Annotated in this window: 11 protein-coding genes and 1 tRNA gene; 6 read left to right on the forward strand and 6 right to left on the reverse strand. The window is 63.0% G+C overall.

What is annotated here, in order from left to right:
* Positions 1 to 2: 2 nt before the first annotated feature.
* Positions 3 to 5,714, reverse strand: a complete 5,712-nt coding sequence (locus NKH93_RS09320; RefSeq protein ID WP_352501159.1) for a HAMP domain-containing protein — start codon at positions 5,712 to 5,714, stop codon at positions 3 to 5.
* A gap of 44 nt (positions 5,715 to 5,758) precedes the next feature.
* Between NKH93_RS09320 and NKH93_RS09325 the strand changes: the two genes are divergently transcribed.
* Positions 5,759 to 6,307 (forward strand): hypothetical protein, encoded by a 549-nt coding sequence (locus NKH93_RS09325; RefSeq protein ID WP_352469899.1) that lies wholly within the window; start codon positions 5,759 to 5,761, stop codon positions 6,305 to 6,307.
* A 229-nt stretch (positions 6,308 to 6,536) separates the two neighbouring features.
* On the opposite strand, the gene NKH93_RS09330 is transcribed toward NKH93_RS09325, so the two are convergent.
* A tRNA-Ala gene (locus NKH93_RS09330) sits at positions 6,537 to 6,612 on the reverse strand.
* A gap of 163 nt (positions 6,613 to 6,775) precedes the next feature.
* Positions 6,776 to 7,165 (reverse strand): TIGR02300 family protein, encoded by a 390-nt coding sequence (locus NKH93_RS09335; RefSeq protein ID WP_023676282.1) that lies wholly within the window; start codon positions 7,163 to 7,165, stop codon positions 6,776 to 6,778.
* A gap of 194 nt (positions 7,166 to 7,359) precedes the next feature.
* On the opposite strand from NKH93_RS09335, the gene aroA reads away from it, so the two are divergent.
* The 3 genes from aroA to rpsA all read left to right on the forward strand — a co-directional run bounded on the left by aroA (position 7,360) and on the right by rpsA (position 11,544).
* The gene (gene aroA / locus NKH93_RS09340; protein WP_352969994.1) at positions 7,360 to 8,718 is read left to right on the forward strand and encodes a 3-phosphoshikimate 1-carboxyvinyltransferase; all 1,359 of its coding nucleotides are present in this window, start codon (positions 7,360 to 7,362) and stop codon (positions 8,716 to 8,718) included.
* 273 nt (positions 8,719 to 8,991) lie between these two features.
* On the forward strand, positions 8,992 to 9,642 hold the full coding sequence (gene cmk, locus NKH93_RS09345; protein WP_352969996.1) for a (d)CMP kinase: 651 nt from the start codon (positions 8,992 to 8,994) through the stop codon (positions 9,640 to 9,642).
* A 204-nt stretch (positions 9,643 to 9,846) separates the two neighbouring features.
* Positions 9,847 to 11,544: a 30S ribosomal protein S1 gene (gene rpsA, locus NKH93_RS09350; protein WP_023676278.1), complete on the forward strand. Its 1,698-nt coding sequence runs from the start codon at positions 9,847 to 9,849 to the stop codon at positions 11,542 to 11,544.
* Positions 11,545 to 11,651: 107 nt separating this feature from the next.
* Here rpsA and NKH93_RS09355 read toward each other — a convergent pair whose 3' ends face one another.
* From NKH93_RS09355 to NKH93_RS09365, 3 genes are read right to left on the reverse strand one after another with little or no spacing between them, the layout of a single operon-like run.
* Positions 11,652 to 12,359, reverse strand: a complete 708-nt coding sequence (locus tag NKH93_RS09355) for an SDR family NAD(P)-dependent oxidoreductase (protein WP_352667561.1) — start codon at positions 12,357 to 12,359, stop codon at positions 11,652 to 11,654.
* Positions 12,360 to 12,416: 57 nt separating this feature from the next.
* Positions 12,417 to 13,997 (reverse strand): 5-guanidino-2-oxopentanoate decarboxylase, encoded by a 1,581-nt coding sequence (locus tag NKH93_RS09360; RefSeq protein ID WP_352540385.1) that lies wholly within the window; start codon positions 13,995 to 13,997, stop codon positions 12,417 to 12,419.
* Entirely contained in the window at positions 13,994 to 14,842 is an 849-nt protein-coding gene (locus NKH93_RS09365) for a dimethylarginine dimethylaminohydrolase family protein (RefSeq protein WP_352970041.1), read from the reverse strand. Before NKH93_RS09365 ends, NKH93_RS09360 begins: the two co-directional genes overlap by 4 nt.
* Before the next feature lie 217 nt (positions 14,843 to 15,059).
* Between NKH93_RS09365 and NKH93_RS09370 the strand changes: the two genes are divergently transcribed.
* Both NKH93_RS09370 and NKH93_RS09375 read left to right on the forward strand, forming a co-directional pair.
* Positions 15,060 to 15,869 (forward strand): ABC transporter ATP-binding protein, encoded by an 810-nt coding sequence (locus NKH93_RS09370; protein WP_352969999.1) that lies wholly within the window; start codon positions 15,060 to 15,062, stop codon positions 15,867 to 15,869.
* Between the two features lie 50 nt (positions 15,870 to 15,919).
* Complete coding sequence (locus NKH93_RS09375; protein ID WP_352849765.1) at positions 15,920 to 16,714, forward strand: transporter substrate-binding domain-containing protein; 795 nt, start codon at positions 15,920 to 15,922, stop codon at positions 16,712 to 16,714.
* The last annotated feature ends 119 nt before the right edge of the window (positions 16,715 to 16,833 follow it).

The following is a 16,833-nucleotide window of genomic DNA, read 5'->3' on the forward strand; positions in this document are numbered from 1 at the left end:
CGTCAGTTCACTGCCATGAGCGTCTTTTCCGGACCATGAACACGGGATCGCGAACGGCCGATCCAGACACGCAGCAATGCCAGCAGCAGATCAAGGTCGACAGGCTTGGCGATGTAGTCGGAGGCGCCGGCGTCGAGGCACTTCTGCCGGTCGCCCTTCATTGCCTTGGCTGTGACCGAGATCAACGGGATATGGGCGATCGCCGGCATGCTGCGGATCTGCCGCATCGTCTCGTAGCCATCCATTTCCGGCATCATGATATCGATCAGTGCCGCATCGATGTCCGGGCTCTGCTCCAGAAGCGCGATACCTTCCCGGCCACGCTCCGCATGCAGCACCTGGATGTCATAGGTCTCGAGAACGCTGGTGAGTGAATAGATGTTGCGGATGTCGTCGTCGACGATGAGGACCTTTGCGCCGGCGAGGTCGAACTTGTCCGGCTGTTCGGCTGCCGCACTATTGTTGTCGTGGCCTCGCCCCGGGAGCGTCGCGGATATCAGGAGAGCCAGCTGCGCGAAATTCTCCGCCCGCGGAACGTCCGCCAATGCCGGATGCAAGGCGAGCGACTGTTGCAGCGCTTCCGGATGAGGCGCAAAGAACAGCAGCCGCGACACCGACTGTCCGAACAGGACGGCAATCTCATCCAGCATCTGGGCGTTGTCCTTGGCCGAGCGGCCAAAGCCGAGCACAACGGCATCATAGTTGGCGATGCCGATATCGTCCGCATTCGCGGCGACGCGGCCGATCGCGGTGACCGAGGTGACGCCGTCGCGGATCGCCTCGATCAGCGAAAGGCGGCGCTCGGGATCGGGATCGGCAATCAGGACGCGGCTCTGGACGCGGAGCTTTCTGGAATGAATATCCTGGAAGACCTTCATCAGTTCGTCCGACGATACGGGCTTGGTTGAAATGCTGGATGCACCCTTGCGGGCAAGCACCTCGATGTCTTCGGCGCCCGAGATGACATGAACGGGAATGTCCTTGGTTTTCGGGTCATGGCGAAGCAGATCGAACAGCACCCAGCCGTCGATATCCGACAGTCCGAGATCGAGCGTAATCGCGTCGGGAACCAGCTTGCGTGCCAAAGCCAGCGTGCCGGAGCCCGCGGTCGACAGGACGCCTTTCAGCCCGGCCGAACGTGCAAGGCCGAGCAGCAAACCGCCGAAGGTCGGGTCGTCCTCCACGATCAGCACGACCCGATCTTCCGACGAGATCGTGTCGCGGTCATCGAGCAATTCGGAGGACGGCGGGCTCGGCTGCGCCGTCGTCGCGGCCACCTCCATCGCCGGCAGCAACGCCGCTTGCGGGGCCAAGGCCATCCGGGGTCCGTCGAATGGAATGACCAGAGTGAACGTCGAACCCTTGCCCGGCGTGCTCTCGACCCTCAATTCGCCGCCAAGCAGCCGGGCAATCTCCCGGCTGATCGAAAGCCCAAGCCCAGTGCCGCCATATTTGCGGCTTGTGGTGCCGTCGGCCTGCTGGAAGGCTTCGAAGATCAGCTTCTGCTTGTCCTGCGGAATACCGATGCCGGTATCGCTGACGACGATCGCGAGCGCCTCCATGGGTTGCGCCGAACCGTTGTGACGGCCCGCCTTTTCGGCCCGGAAATTCAAGCGGACCTCGCCTTGCGAGGTGAACTTGAACGCGTTCGACAAAAGGTTGAGCACGATTTGCTGCAATCGCTTCTCGTCGGTGCGGACGGTCTCCGGAAGCTCGGGATCGACGTTGATGGTGAAGCCAAGTCCCTTGTCGGTCGCCAGTTGCCGGAAGGTTCGCTCCATGTGCTGGCGAAGATGCACCACCGGCATGTCGTTGATGTCGATCGAGACGGTGCCCGATTCGATCTTCGACAGGTCGAGGATGTCGTTGATCAGGCTCAAAAGGTCGGTGCCGGCCGAATTGATGGTGCGCGCGAACTCGACCTGCTTGTCGTTGAGATTGCCCTGCTGGTTGGTTGCGAGCAGGTTTGAAAGGATGAGCAGCGAGTTCAGCGGCGTGCGCAGTTCGTGGCTCATATTGGCGAGGAATTCCGACTTGTATTTCGAGGTAAGCGCCAGCTGCTCGGCCTTCTCCTCCAGCGCCCGCCGCGCCATCTCGATTTCCAGGTTCTTGTTCTCCACCTGCTTCTTTTCGTTCTCGAGCAGCTGCGCCTTTTCCTGCAGCTCCTCGTTGGTGGCGTGCAGCTCCTCCTGCTTCTTGGTCAGTTCGGTCTGACGCGCCTGCAATTCCGAGGTCAGCAGCTGCGACTGCTTGAGCAGGCCTTCGGTACGCATGGTGGCGGCGATGGTGTTGAGAACGATGCCGACGGATTCCATCAGCTGGTTGAGGAAGGACTGGTGCGTGTCGCGGAATTCGCTGAACGAGGCGAGTTCGATGACGGCCTTCACCTCGTCCTCGAACAGAGCCGGAAGAATGATCACGTTCGCCGGCGCGGCATTGCCAAGGCCGGAGGTAACGCGCAGGAAATTCGGCGGCACATTGTCCAGCATGATGGCGCGCTTGTCGGCGGCACTCTGCCCGACAAGCCCTTCACGCAGATCGAGGCGTTGCTTGATTTCCGCCTTGCTTTCGGCGCCATAGGAGGCGGCGAGCTCCAGATAGAATTCATCCTCGTCGCGGTTGGTCACATAGAACACGCCATATTGCGCATTCACCAGCGGGGCGAGTTCGGACATGATGAGGCGCGAGACCGTGGCCAGGTCACGCTCGCCCTGCAGCATGCGCGAGAAGCGGGCGAGATTGGTCTTCAGCCAGTCCTGCTCGGCATTCTTCAGCGTCTGGTCCTTCAGATTGCGGATCATCTCGTTGATGTTGTCTTTCAGCGCCGCCACCTCGCCGGAGGCCTGGACGCTGATCGAGCGGGTCAGATCGCCCTTGGTCACCGCCGTCGACACCTCGGCGATGGCGCGCACCTGGGTGGTCAGGTTGGCCGCGAGCTGATTGACGTTGTCGGTCAGGTCGCGCCAAAGGCCGGCAGCGCCGGGCACCCGGGCCTGGCCGCCGAGCTTGCCTTCGATGCCCACTTCGCGGGCGACGTTGGTCACCTGGTCGGCGAAGGTCGCCAGCGTCTCGATCATGCCGTTGATGGTGTCGGCGAGCGAGGCGATCTCGCCCTTGGCATCGACCGTCAGCTTGCGCTTGAGATTGCCTTGCGCGACCGCGGTCACGACATCGGCGATGCCGCGCACCTGGTTGGTCAGGTTCGTCGCCATCAGATTGACGTTGTCGGTCAGGTCCTTCCAGGTGCCGGCGACGCCCTCGACCCGCGCCTGGCCGCCGAGCTTGCCCTCGGTGCCGACCTCGCGGGCGACACGCGTCACTTCGCCGGCAAAGGAGTTCAGCTGGTCGACCATGGTGTTGATCGTCGATTTCAGCTCCAGGATCTCGCCCTTGACGTCGACGGTGATCTTCTTCGACAGGTCGCCGCGCGCCACAGCGGTGGTCACCTCGGCGATGTTGCGGACCTGGCCGGTCAGGTTCTCGGCCATCGAATTCACATTGTCGGTCAGATCCTTCCAAGTGCCGGCAACGCCGCGCACCTGCGCCTGGCCGCCGAGCTTGCCTTCGGTGCCGACCTCGCGCGCCACGCGCGTCACCTCCGAGGCAAAGGAATTCAGCTGGTCGACCATCGTATTGATGGTGTCCTTCAGCTCGAGGATCTCGCCGCGCACATCGACGGTGATCTTCTTCGACAGGTCGCCCAGCGCCACTGCCGTCGTCACCTCGGCGATGTTGCGCACCTGGCCGGTCAGATTGGCGGCCATCGCATTGACGTTGTCGGTCAGGTCTTTCCAGGTACCGGCAACGCCGCGCACCTGCGCCTGGCCGCCGAGCTTGCCGTCCGAACCGACTTCGCGCGCCACGCGCGTCACCTCGGAGGCGAAGGAATTCAGCTGGTCGACCATCGTATTGATGACGTCCTTGATCTGCAGGATCTCGCCCAATGCATCGACGGTGATCTTCTGGGTCAGGTCGCCGGTCGCAATCGCGGTTGCTACCTTGGAGACGTCGCGTAATTGCACGGTCAGATTGCCGGCCATGGCATTGACGTTGTCGGTCAAATCTTTCCAGGTGCCGCCGACGCCCTCGACATGCGCCTGACCGCCGAGCTTGCCCTCCGACCCCACTTCGCGCGCCACACGCGTCACTTCCGAGGCGAAGGAATTGAGCTGATCGACCATCGTGTTGACGGTGTCCTTGAGCTCGAGGATTTCGCCCTTGACGTCGACGGTGATCTTCTTCGACAGGTCGCCGCGGGCAACGGCGGTCGTCACCTCGGCGATGTTGCGGACCTGGCCGGTCAGGTTGGCGGCCATCAGGTTGACGTTATCGGTCAGGTCCTTCCAGGTGCCGCCGACGCCCTTCACCTCGGCCTGGCCGCCGAGCTTGCCTTCGGTTCCGACCTCGCGCGCCACACGCGTCACTTCCGAGGCGAAGGAATTGAGCTGGTCGACCATCGTGTTGATGGTGTCCTTGAGCTCGAGGATTTCGCCCTGCACGGCGACGGTGATCTTCTTCGACAAGTCGCCCGAAGCGACCGCAGTCGTCACCTCGGCGATGTTGCGGACCTGGCCGGTCAGGTTCTCGGCCATCGAATTGACGTTGTCGGTCAAGTCCTTCCAGGTGCCGGCGACGCCGCGCACCTGAGCCTGGCCGCCGAGCTTGCCCTCGGTGCCGACCTCGCGGGCGACACGCGTCACTTCGCCGGCAAATGAGTTCAGCTGGTCGACCATGGTGTTGATGGTCGATTTCAGTTCGAGGATCTCGCCCTTGACGTCGACCGTGATTTTCTTCGACAGGTCGCCAAGCGCCACGGCCGTGGTCACCTCGGCGATATTGCGCACCTGGCCTGTCAGATTTTCGGCCATCAGGTTCACGTTGTCGGTCAGGTCCTTCCAGGTGCCGCCGACACCTTCGACGCGCGCCTGACCGCCGAGCTTGCCTTCTGTACCGACTTCGCGCGCGACGCGCGTCACTTCCGAGGCGAAGGAATTGAGCTGGTCGACCATCGTGTTGATGGTGTTCTTGAGTTCGAGGATTTCGCCTTTCACGTCGACGGTAATCTTCTTCGACAGGTCGCCGGAAGCGACGGCGGTCGTCACCTCGGCGATGTTGCGCACCTGCCCGGTCAGGTTCGTCGCCATGGCGTTGACGTTGTCGGTCAGGTCCTTCCAGGTTCCGGCCACACCTTTCACGCGAGCCTGGCCGCCCAGCTTGCCTTCGGTGCCGACCTCGCGCGCCACGCGCGTCACTTCCGAGGCGAAGGAGGCCAGTTGCCCGACCATGGTGTTGACGATCTTGCCGATGCGCAGAAACTCGCCGCGCAGCTGCCGGCCGTCGATTTCGACCATCATCGTCTGCGACAGGTCACCCTTGGCCACCGCGCCGATGACGCGCGCCACTTCGGCCGTCGGCTGAACCATGTCCTCGATCAGATCGTTGACGGAACGGACGCTCGATTCCCAACTGCCGGTGGCGTTGCGGACACGGCCGCGTTCGCCGATCCGGCCATCCTTGCCGACGACCTTGCTGAGGCGTTCGAACTCGCGCGTGACCTGATCGTTGAGTTCTACGATTTCGTTGAAGGTGTCGGCGATCTCGGAATCAAGGCCGGCGTAGACATTGTCGATACGAACGGAGAAATCACCGCTCCGAAAAGCCTTCAGCGCGTTCAGTATTTGACGACGGTCCAATTGCCTTGTGGATGCAAGCACGCTCACAGCGCCCCTCCCAGCTCACGGATTTCTTGAATGTCCCGGTGAAACTGTCCCCTGCGGCCGACACAACTCCCCGCAAGCGCAAGAACGCGGCATGCTCGATTTGGTTCCAGACGAAATTGCCGCTATGCGGCAGGAATTTCGCAGCCGCATTCACGAAACGACGAGCAACAAAGATCCATAATGATTGTATCGATCAATATTTCTGCCCAACGGAACATCTCGAAAAAACTCTCGTTGGTATAGATCGCGATCCAGCGATGCAACTCGATGGAGACACTAAGATGATGAAAATTCTCTCTGCATCCCTACTTGCTATCGGCCTGGCCACATCTGCCATGGCACAATCCATGGGCTCCGGGACCGGTAGCGCCGATGGCAATACCGGCGTCAACACAGGCACTTCCGGCGGCAACACCGGGACCGGCAGCGCAACTACCCCGAACACAATCGATCCGAACGCAACGAACGCTACCACGCCGCAGACAAACGGTATGGAGGATCGCTGCAAGGATACGGCGGGCAGCGATACCGACAACAACACACCCAGCGGCGCTATGACGTCGGATATGCAGAACTGCAACAAGTAACGGAGTTTTGCGCAGCGGTCATTTCAGCCCGCGGCCTGGTCCAGACCGGTGCTCGCGGTTCAAACCACAGCCAGAAATATGCACAGACCGGGCACGGGCTCATTACTTCTGAATGGATCGGCGAGCCCAAGCCGGGCGGCCGATTAACTAGTCTCAGCTAGGTTCTGCGATAGGCGGCGGCCAGCCCGGCGGGCGGGGCGGCCGTTCTGCTGATTTTCGCGGAGAGAACTGGTGGAGCCAATCGGAATCGAACCGACGACCTCTTGAATGCCATTCAAGCGCTCTCCCAACTGAGCTATGGCCCCACTCCGGCAGTTCACCGGCGCCGTTTCCGGCGAAGAGATCCGGCGCGGGTTCTAGACCGCGCCGTTAGTGAAGGCGGCTTCTAACCCCGCCTTCAGTCAATATCAAGCCTTCAAGAACCGCTTTTTCTAAGCAGCGCCGCGAAAGCCGGCGAATGCGGTTCGCTCAGACTTCGTCGTCGTCTTCGCCGACGCCGATCATGTCGGCAACGTCGTCGTCTTCTTCCTCCTCGTCGGCGAGGAACGTGTCATCCTCGTCATCGCCAAGGTCAACGTCGTCTTCGTCATCGCCGAGATCGGGAAGCTCGTCGGCCTTCGCGTCCTCGTCCGCCTCTTCGAGCGAGACGACCTCGACGCCCTCTTCCTCCTCGGCGTCCACTTCCTTCTCGGCAACTTCCTCTTCCTCCTCGAGGGCGGCGATCTTGCCTTCTTCGAAATAGGAGCGCGGATAGCTCTTGCCCGTGTAAGGCGAGACGATCGGGTCCTTGTTCAAGTCATAGAATTTTCGACCTGTCTCCGGGTCGATGCGTTTGGTGCCAAGTTCGGGTTTTGCCACAGCAAGCCTCGTCGATGAAAGTTTGGTCCCCTTAACCAGAGTTTACGGCGCTGTCAAAGCGAAAAGCCGGCGTCCCAAAAAGCTTGAATTCGAAGGCCTTCATACCAAGGGGATGACCATTTCGGCACGCCATGATAGGAGACCCCGCAAACCAGCAGAAAATGGCCGGCCGCCGGCGTTTCCAGGAAAGAACCATGTCGCACACTGCCGCCCCGAAGCAGGCCACCGCCCGCAAATCATCTGGCCTTTCAGGCGCGGCACGGGTGCCGGGCGACAAGTCGATCTCGCACCGCTCGTTCATGTTCGGTGGCCTGGCCTCCGGCGAAACCCGCATCACCGGGCTGCTGGAAGGCGAGGATGTGATGCGTACGGGCGTTGCCATGAAGGCCATGGGCGCCCATATCGAGAAGCATGGCGCTGAGTGGGTGATCCGCGGTACCGGCAACGGCGCGCTGCTGCAGCCGGAAGGCCCGCTCGATTTCGGCAATGCCGGCACCGGCTCACGCCTCACTATGGGCCTGGTCGGCACCTATGACATGGAAACCACCTTCATCGGCGACGCCTCGCTGTCCGGCCGGCCGATGGGCCGGGTGCTCGAGCCGCTCCGCCAGATGGGCGTGCAGGTGCTGAAGGCGACGCCCGGCGACCGCATGCCGATCACGCTGCACGGGCCCAAGCACGCCGCTCCGATCACCTACCGCGTGCCGATGGCATCGGCACAGGTCAAGTCGGCGGTGCTGCTGGCTGGGCTGAACACGCCGGGCATCACCACCGTCATCGAGCCGGTTATGACGCGCGACCATACCGAAAAAATGCTCAAGGGGTTCGGCGCCAATTTGTCGGCCGAGACCGACGAGCGCGGCGTGCGCCACATTTTCATCGAAGGCCAGGGCAAGCTCATGGGGCAGACGATCGCGGTGCCTGGCGACCCCTCCTCGGCCGGCTTTCCGCTGGTGGCGGCGCTGATCGTGCCGGGTTCGGACATTACAATCGAAAACGTGCTGATGAACCCGACCCGCACTGGACTTCTGTTGACGCTGCAGGAAATGGGCGGCCGGATCGATATAATCGAGCCGCGCAACGAAGGCGGCGAGGATGTTGCCGATCTGCGCGTGCGTTACTCCGAGCTGAAAGGCGTCACCGTGCCGCCCGAACGGGCGCCGACCATGATCGACGAGTATCCGGTGCTTGCCGTGGCGGCCAGCTTCGCCGAGGGCGAGACGCTGATGCTCGGGCTGGAAGAACTTCGGGTGAAGGAATCCGACCGTCTGTCGGCAGTGGCCGAAGGGCTGAAGCTCAACGGCGTGGACTGCAGCGAAGGCGAGGCCTCGCTTGTCGTGCGCGGAAAACCCGGCGGCAAGGGCCTCGGCCAGCATCCCAACGGACAGGGCACCATCGTCCAGACCCATCTCGACCACCGCATCGCCATGAGTTTTCTGGTTATGGGGCTGGCGACGGAAAAGCCCGTGACCATCGACGACCAGGCGATGATCGCGACCAGCTTTCCGGAATTCATGGGTCTGATGAAAGGGCTTGGGGCGGAGATCGAGTAGCTTGATAGCAATCAATAGCCTTGGGGGTTGGGGCCAAACTGGAACGTCGGCGGGACAGCGCCCCCCTCTGTCCTGCCGGACATCTCCCCCACAAGGAGGGAGATTGGCAGCTTCGGCGCTCCGCTCAATCCTGCGACGTAGACAATTGGCGAAAGCCGTGATGGCCGCCGATCTCCCCCCAAGTGGGGGAGATGTCCGGCAGGACAGAGGAGGGCGCGAAGGATCGCAACGCCTATCTGGATCATTGCGCTTTTCGATTCCGGTGGGCGGCCAATGACCTCAACTTTCACCATAGCCATCGACGGCCCTGCCGGTGCCGGAAAGGGCACCCTCGCCCGACGGCTCGCCGACCATTACCGGTTGAACCTGCTCGATACCGGCCTTACCTATCGCGCGGTGGCGCATGCGCTGCTCCGGCTCGGCCTGCCGCTCGACAATGTTTCGGCCGCTGAAACCGCGGCCCGGCAGGTCGATCCGGCAAAGCTCGACCGCGCAGTGCTTTCGGCACACGCCGTTGGCGAGGCGGCTTCGAAAGTGGCAGTGATCCCGTCGGTGCGGCGCATCCTGGTCGAGAAACAGCGTGACTTCGCAAGAACACCGCCTGGCGCGGTGCTCGACGGCCGCGACATCGGCACCGTCGTCTGTCCCGATGCCGACGTAAAACTCTATGTCACGGCCAGTGCCGAGGTGCGGGCAAAGCGGCGGCTGGATGAAATCGAGAGCATCGGCGGCACTGCCAATTTCGACGAAATCCTTGCCGATATCGTGCGCCGCGACGAGCGCGACATGGGCCGCATGGACGCGCCCTTGAAGCCGGCGGCCGATGCGCACTTGCTCGACACGTCGGAAATGGCTATAGAGGCCGCGTTTCTGGCAGCTCAGGCGATCATCGACAACGTCCTGGCCAAGAGAAACGAAGCCTGAGCCGGTTTTCCTGCCGCCGCCGATTGCCGGCGACAACAAGAATTCCCATATCGGGTATGAACCAGCCTGCCAGCATTCTTCATGCGCCGGAATTGCCGCTCAAGGGCGGCCAAGGGCTTTTTGCCCGGAACGCCGGCAGGCCAACGCAACGCTAACCCACGGCGCCCGCCCCGCGACAGATTGCGGGGCATTCCAGGAGAAACTATGTCAGTTGCAAACCCCACTCGCGATGATTTCGCGAGCCTGCTCGAAGAATCATTTTCCGCCGGCCATTCCGGCGAAGGCCAGGTCGTCAAGGGCATCATCACTGCCATTGAAAAGGACATGGCCATCATCGACGTTGGCCTCAAGGTCGAAGGCCGCGTGCCGCTGAAGGAATTCGGCGTCAAGGGCAAGGACACGACCCTCAAGGTCGGCGACACGGTCGAGGTCTATGTCGAGCGTATCGAGAACGCGCTTGGCGAAGCCATGCTGTCGCGCGAAAAGGCCCGCCGCGAAGAGAGCTGGGTCCGTCTCGAAGAGAAGTTCACCAAGGGCGAACGCGTCGAAGGCGTCATCTTCAACCAGGTCAAGGGCGGCTTCACCGTCGACCTCGACGGTGCCGTGGCCTTCCTGCCGCGCAGCCAGGTCGATATCCGCCCGATCCGCGACGTCTCGCCGCTGATGCACAACCCGCAGCCCTTCGAGATCCTCAAGATGGATCGCCGCCGCGGCAACATCGTGGTGTCGCGCCGCACCGTGCTCGAGGAGAGCCGCGCCGAACAGCGTTCGGAAATCGTGCAGAATCTCGAAGAAGGCCAGGTGGTCGAAGGCGTCGTCAAGAACATCACCGACTATGGTGCGTTCGTCGACCTCGGCGGCATCGACGGCCTGCTGCACGTCACCGACATGGCATGGCGCCGCGTCAATCATCCGACCGAAATCCTCAATATCGGCCAGACGGTCAAGGTGCAGATCATCCGCATCAACCAGGAAACCCACCGCATCTCGCTCGGCATGAAGCAGCTCGAGAGCGATCCGTGGTCCGAGATCGGCACCAAGTTCCCGATCGGCAAGAAGATCAAGGGTACCGTCACCAACATCACCGACTACGGCGCGTTCGTCGAGCTGGAGCCGGGCATCGAAGGCCTCATCCACGTTTCGGAAATGTCGTGGACCAAGAAGAACGTGCATCCCGGCAAGATCCTGTCGACGACGCAGGAAGTCGACGTGGTGGTGCTCGAAGTCGATCCGGCCAAGCGCCGCATCTCGCTTGGCCTCAAGCAGACTCTGGAAAACCCGTGGGAGGCCTTCGCGCGCAGCCATCCGGTCGGAAGCCAGGTGGAGGGCGAGGTCAAGAACAAGACCGAGTTCGGCCTGTTCATCGGCCTCGAAGGCGACGTCGACGGCATGGTCCACCTTTCCGACCTCGACTGGACCCGTCCGGGCGAGCAGGTGATCGAGGAGTACAATCGCGGTGACATGGTCAAGGCGCAGGTGCTCGACGTCGACATAGACAAGGAGCGCATCTCGCTCGGCATCAAGCAGCTGGCCAAGGACACGGTCGGCGAAGCAGCGACGTCAGGCGAACTGCGCAAGAACGCAGTCGTCACCTGCGAGGTTATCGGCGTGAAGGATGGCGGTCTGGAAGTGCGGCTGGTCGACAGCGGCATCGAGACCTTCATCAAGCGCTCCGACCTCAGCCGTGACCGCGACGAGCAGCGCCCCGAGCGCTTCACCGTCGGCCAGAAAGTCGACGCCCGCGTCATCGCCTTCGACAAGAAGACCCGCAAGCTGCAGGTCTCGATCAAGGCGCTGGAAATCGCCGAAGAGAAGGAAGCGGTCGCTCAGTACGGCTCAACCGATTCCGGCGCTTCGCTGGGCGATATTTTGGGTGCCGCGCTGAAGAAGCAGGGCAGCTAAGCCAACACCGCGCCTCGCGCGGGTTATAAAACGAAACAAAAAGCCCCGCCGGAACGATCCGGCGGGGCTTTTGCTTGTGACCCTTTGCTTGCGAACGGACCGCAGGCTCAGGCCCGGCCGTAGAGTGGCACCAGCGTGCCGCTGATCGCCATGTTGGCCGGCGAGGCAAGGTAGGCAATGGCCTCGGCCGCCGCTTCAAGGCTGACCCATCTGCTGAAATCTGCGTTCGGCATGTCAGCCCGGTTGGCCGGCGTGTCGAGCGTCGAAGGCGCCACGGCGTTGACCAGGATGCCGTTGCCCTTCAGCTCTTCGGCTATCGCCACGGTCATCGCGGCGACTGCCGCCTTGGCGGCGGCGTAGGCCACCTTGCCGGAGCCGCGCCGCGGATCGAGCCCGGCTCGCGCGGTGACATTGACGATGCGACCCGGCACGGAAGATTCCAGCATCGAGCGTATCGCCGCGCGGCAGCACAGAAAGGTAGTGCGGGCGTTGGTGTCCATCATCTCGGCGAAGGAGGCGGGCTCGATCTTCTCGACCGGCGCCGCGGTGAAGCCGCCGGCCAGATGCACCGATGCCCATAGATCTGGAACGCTGGCATAGAAGGCGTCGACCTTGGCAGGATCGGCAAGGTCGACATTGTGCGCCAGCCTGACGCGGTCATGCGCCGGAAAGGGAAAATGCGCAGGCGCGGCAGCGTGGGCATTGGGCACATGGCAGATCGCGCCCTGCTCCAGCAGTTTTCCTACGACCGCGCCGCCAAGGGCACCGGTGCCGCCGGTCACCACGATATGTCTGCCGTCCAGTGTTTCCGTCATATTCGACCGCTCCGTCATTGCGCGCCGCCGATGCGGAAGGTCGCGCCTTTCGCGCGATCACTCAACCGAAATCTCGATGACGTAAGGTCGTCCAGTCGCCCGCGCGCGCCCAAGCGCGTCCGCCAAGCCGCCGGTGCCGGAAATCCGCTCGGCGGCAATGCCGTACGCTTCGGCCAATTTGCAGAAATCCGGCGGTGCCGGGGAGACGCCGACCGGCTCGACGCCGACGTCGAGCATCGAGGTTTCGATCTCGCGGTAGCCACGATTGTTCCAGACGGCGAAGATCACCGGCGCCGCCGCGTCGAGCGCGGCGCCCAGTTCCGGCAGGGTGAACTGGAAGCCGCCGTCGCCGGTGAGGCAAACGACCGGCGCCTCAGGCCTGGCAAGGACGGCACCGATCGCCGCCGGCGGGCCATAGCCAAGCGCGCCGAAGCCGGTGGCGGCGTTGAACCAGCCGCCCGGCCGGTCGTGATCGTAATAGAGGTTAGCGGCGTAGACCGGCTGGGTCGAATCGCCGACGATGATCGCGCCAGGCAGCGCATCGCGGATCGTCTCGACGGCGCGCAATTGCGCCTGCATAGCCGGGCCGATCTCGGCAAAGGCCGCTTGCCGCGTCGCGGCGGCGCGAGCGGCGCCGTCGACCGATTGCGCCTGGCCCGTGCCGAGTTCGGCACGCAGCGCCTCGAGCGCTGCACCGCAATCGGCCTGGATCGAAATCCGAGCCGGCCGGCGGGCAAGCTGGTCGGCGCCGATGTCGATGCGGATCAGATTGGCAGGCAGGACAAAACCGCCGTTGCCATAGCCATCATAGTCGGTCGGACCGAATTCGGTGCCAGCGGCAATGACCAGGTCGGCGCCGGCCATCAGCGCACGCACCGCCTTCAGGCTGGGGCTGGCCGGCACGCCAAGCGGATGGCGATAGAGCAGGCCGCGCGCATTGGCAGTCTGGACGACCGGCGCTCCCAACCTCTCGGCCAGGCGCTGCAACGGCGCTTCGGCAGCTTTGGCGCCGCCGCCGGCAAGGATAAGCGGCCGGCGGGCAGACGCGCATAGCCTTGCCGCCTCGGCAATCGCCGCTACATCCGGCTCGGGCGGCGCTGAATTCCGCAGCAGCGGCACGATGCCGTTGGCCGGCATGGTCATGACATCGGTCGGGATCTCAATATGCACGGGACCCGGACGCGAGGATGAGAACAGCGCAAAGGCGCGGGCGAGCACGCCGGGCAGTTCGCCGGCCTCGGTGACACGGTGCGAAAACAGCGCCACCTTCTCCATCATGCCGCGCTGGTCCGGCAGTTCATGCAGATGGCCAAGGCCTTTGCCCAGCGTCGGCGTGGCGTTGACGCCCGAGATCACCAGCATCGGCACCGAATCGGCGCGCGCCTGACCCATGGCGGTGATGGTGTTGGTCAGCCCCGGCCCGGTGATGACGAAGGCGATACCCGGCCTGCCGCTGGCGCGCGCATAGCCGTCAGCCATGAAGCCGGCGCCCTGCTCGTGGCGCGGCGTGACGTGACGGATCTTCGATCGCGCAAGCCCGCGATAGAGCTCGACCGTGTGTACGCCGGGAATGCCGAAGACGGTGTCGACGCCGTGCGCTTCGAGCAAAGTGATGAGCGCTTCGCCGATGGTCGTCATTGTCTTAGCACCGGGCGTGTGAGGCAGGTAGGACCGCCCTCGCAGGCAATACACAGCGCATCGGCCTCGAATGTCGAGACCGTACAGCCGGCGGCTTGCATGGCAGCCGCCGTCTTCGGAAAACCGGCAACGGCGATAACCTGGCGCGGCGCGGTCGGCAGCACGTTCAGGCTGAGCCCATTCGAGGCGAAGAATTCGTCGGCGTCGCCCTCGACCAGCCAAATGCCGCGTTCGCGCAGCATCTGGTGGAATGCGACCGGCAGGAGGGGCGCATAGACCAGCGCCAGATCGTCTGCGAGCGGGCTGATCACCGACATCAGATGCAGGCAGGCCTCCTCGCCCTGCCAGAGCGGCAGGTCGAAGCCATAGACCTGGATGCCCTTGGGTGAAAGCAGGTTGGAGAGCTGCTGGATGCCGTGCTGATTGGTGCGCACGCCGCGGCCGACGGCCAGCGTGTTTGCATCCACCCACACGCAGTCGCCGCCCTCGACCTGGCCGGGAGCCTTGATACGGCCGAGGATGGGGATGCCCATGCGCCCATAGGCCGCCTCATGCAGGCCGGGCTCTGGCCGGCGCAGCGCCTTGCCCATGGCGAGGATAACCGCGCCATGGTCGGTCATCAGCGACGGATCGTGGGTAAAGACCGAATCGGCAAGCCCGTCATCGGCGTCGCTCAGCCATTCGATTTCGGCGCCTGAGACAGAAATCAGCCTGGCCAGTGCATCATGCTGGGCCGCCGCTTTTTGCGGATCGAAGCCGGGGCCATAGTGCCAATCCAGCGCTTCGGCCCGACGCATGGTGCTGGCGGCGGAGCGCATCAGCACGCGCTGCAGCGGCCCGGCCATCGACTGCGACCCGTATGCTTTGCCCACTAAATTCTCCTGAAACGCGCCCCTCCTGCCAATAGCCACTCGGCAGGCCGTGATCAATGGTCCAAAAACTGCGGTTGACGGAGGCAAGGGGAACGGTCCATCTTGAGAATCGGAACGCTGTCCAGTGACGGGTAATGGGTAAAAAATTCCAGCAAGCACTGCCTCGGCTGCTCCGCGGGGCGCCGCGACGATGACAGCGCCGGCCACCGTCCTGAAGCATACGGCGCAGAACGGCGCCGCCGAAGCCATCCACGTCGAGAACCTGCACAAGAATTTCGGCAAGCTGCACGTACTGAAGGGCGTTTCGCTGTCAGCGCGCGACGGCGAGGTGATCGCCATCATCGGCGGCAGCGGCTCGGGCAAATCGACGCTGCTGCGCTGCATCAACTGCCTGGAGAACCCGACCAGCGGCATTATCCGGGTCAATGGCGAAGAGATAAAGCTGAAGGCCGACAGCTACGGCCACACCGTGCCCGCAGACCGCAAGCAGATCGAACGCATCCGCTCCAAGCTTGGCATGGTCTTCCAGAACTTCAATCTGTGGAGCCACATGACGTTGATCGAGAACGTCATCGAGGTTCCCGTGCATGTGCTCGGCGTCAAGCGCGATGTGGCGATCGGCGAGGCGGAAAAATTGCTCGCCCGCGTTGGCCTGGCCGAAAAACGCGACGTCTATCCTGCCTATCTGTCGGGCGGCCAACAGCAGCGCGCCGCGATCGCCAGGGCGCTGGCCATCAATCCGCGCGTCATGCTGTTCGATGAGCCGACTTCGGCGCTCGACCCGGAACTCGTCGGCGAGGTGCTGAAGGTGATCGGCGACCTGGCGCGCGAAGGCCGCACCATGGTGCTGGTCACCCATGAGATGAAGTTTGCCCGCGAGGTCGCGACGCATGTCGTCTACCTCAACAACGGGCTGGTCGAGGAAGAAGGGCCGCCGGAACAGATCTTCGGCGCACCAAAATCCGAAAGGCTGAAGCAGTTCATCCGCAACATCAGTTAAACCGTGGGCGGACGAAAACCGGGAACAACAACAAACTGGGAGTCATGACGATGAAGATTATTCTCAAGACCTTTGCGGCAGCGCTGCTGCTTGGCGTTGCCGCCGTGGGCGTGGCCAAGGCCGATCCGGTCAAGATCGGTGTCGCTGCCGAGCCCTATCCGCCGTTCACCTCGCCGGATGCTTCCGGCAAATGGGTCGGTTGGGAAATCGAATTCATCGACGCTGTCTGCACCGAAGAGAAGCTCGACTGCGTCATCACGCCGGTCGCCTGGGACGGCATCATCCCGGCGTTGACGACCAAGAAGATCGACGTCATCGCCAGCTCGATGTCGATCACCGACGAACGCAAGAAGACGATCGACTTCTCCGACAAATATTACAACACCCCGACTGCGATCATCGGGCCGAAGGACCAGAAGTTCGGCTCGACACCGGAGGACCTCAAGGGCAAGATCATCGGCGTCCAGGTCTCGACCGTACACGCCGACTACGCCAAGAAGCACTTCGCCGACGCGGCGGAAATCAAGGAATACCAGACCCAGGACGAGGCCAACCAGGATCTTGCCGCCGGCCGGGTCGACGCGGTGCAGGCCGATTCCATCGCCCTCGACGCCTTCCTGAAATCGGACCAGGGCAAGCAATGCTGCGATCTGAAAGGCATGGTCGCGCCGGATCTGGCCATTCTCGGGCCCGGCGTCGGCGCCGGCGTCCGCAAGGAAGACACCGAGTTGAAGGAAAAGATCAACGCCGGCATCAAGGCCATCCGCGCCAACGGCAAATATGACGAGATTTCGAAGAAGTACTTCGACTTCGACATTTACGGTGCCGACACGCAGTCGAACTGACGGCCTCATCCATGAGCGATTAACCACGCGGCCCCGATAGAGCCGCGTGGTTCGTCGAAATCCATCGACGCGAGCTTCCGCGGGCGGAGATCGCCGGCGGTTTTAGCGCCAGCAATTCG

The organism is Mesorhizobium sp. M0954 (assembly GCF_040319155.1).
GTDB lineage: Bacteria > Pseudomonadota > Alphaproteobacteria > Rhizobiales > Rhizobiaceae > Mesorhizobium.

What these genes read in the sequence shown, in the direction of transcription:
- NKH93_RS09370 (WP_352969999.1), top strand. Translation starts at nt 15,060, where the DNA reads ATGACAGCGCCGGCCACCGTCCTGAAGCATACGGCGCAGAACGGCGCC.
- rpsA (WP_023676278.1), top strand. Translation starts at nt 9,847, where the DNA reads ATGTCAGTTGCAAACCCCACTCGCGATGATTTCGCGAGCCTGCTCGAA.
- NKH93_RS09375 (WP_352849765.1), top strand. Translation starts at nt 15,920, where the DNA reads ATGAAGATTATTCTCAAGACCTTTGCGGCAGCGCTGCTGCTTGGCGTT.
- NKH93_RS09365 (WP_352970041.1), bottom strand. Translation starts at nt 14,842, where the DNA reads ATGGCCGGGCCGCTGCAGCGCGTGCTGATGCGCTCCGCCGCCAGCACC.
- NKH93_RS09360 (WP_352540385.1), bottom strand. Translation starts at nt 13,997, where the DNA reads ATGACGACCATCGGCGAAGCGCTCATCACTTTGCTCGAAGCGCACGGC.
- aroA (WP_352969994.1), top strand. Translation starts at nt 7,360, where the DNA reads ATGTCGCACACTGCCGCCCCGAAGCAGGCCACCGCCCGCAAATCATCT.
- NKH93_RS09355 (WP_352667561.1), bottom strand. Translation starts at nt 12,359, where the DNA reads ATGACGGAAACACTGGACGGCAGACATATCGTGGTGACCGGCGGCACC.
- cmk (WP_352969996.1), top strand. Translation starts at nt 8,992, where the DNA reads ATGACCTCAACTTTCACCATAGCCATCGACGGCCCTGCCGGTGCCGGA.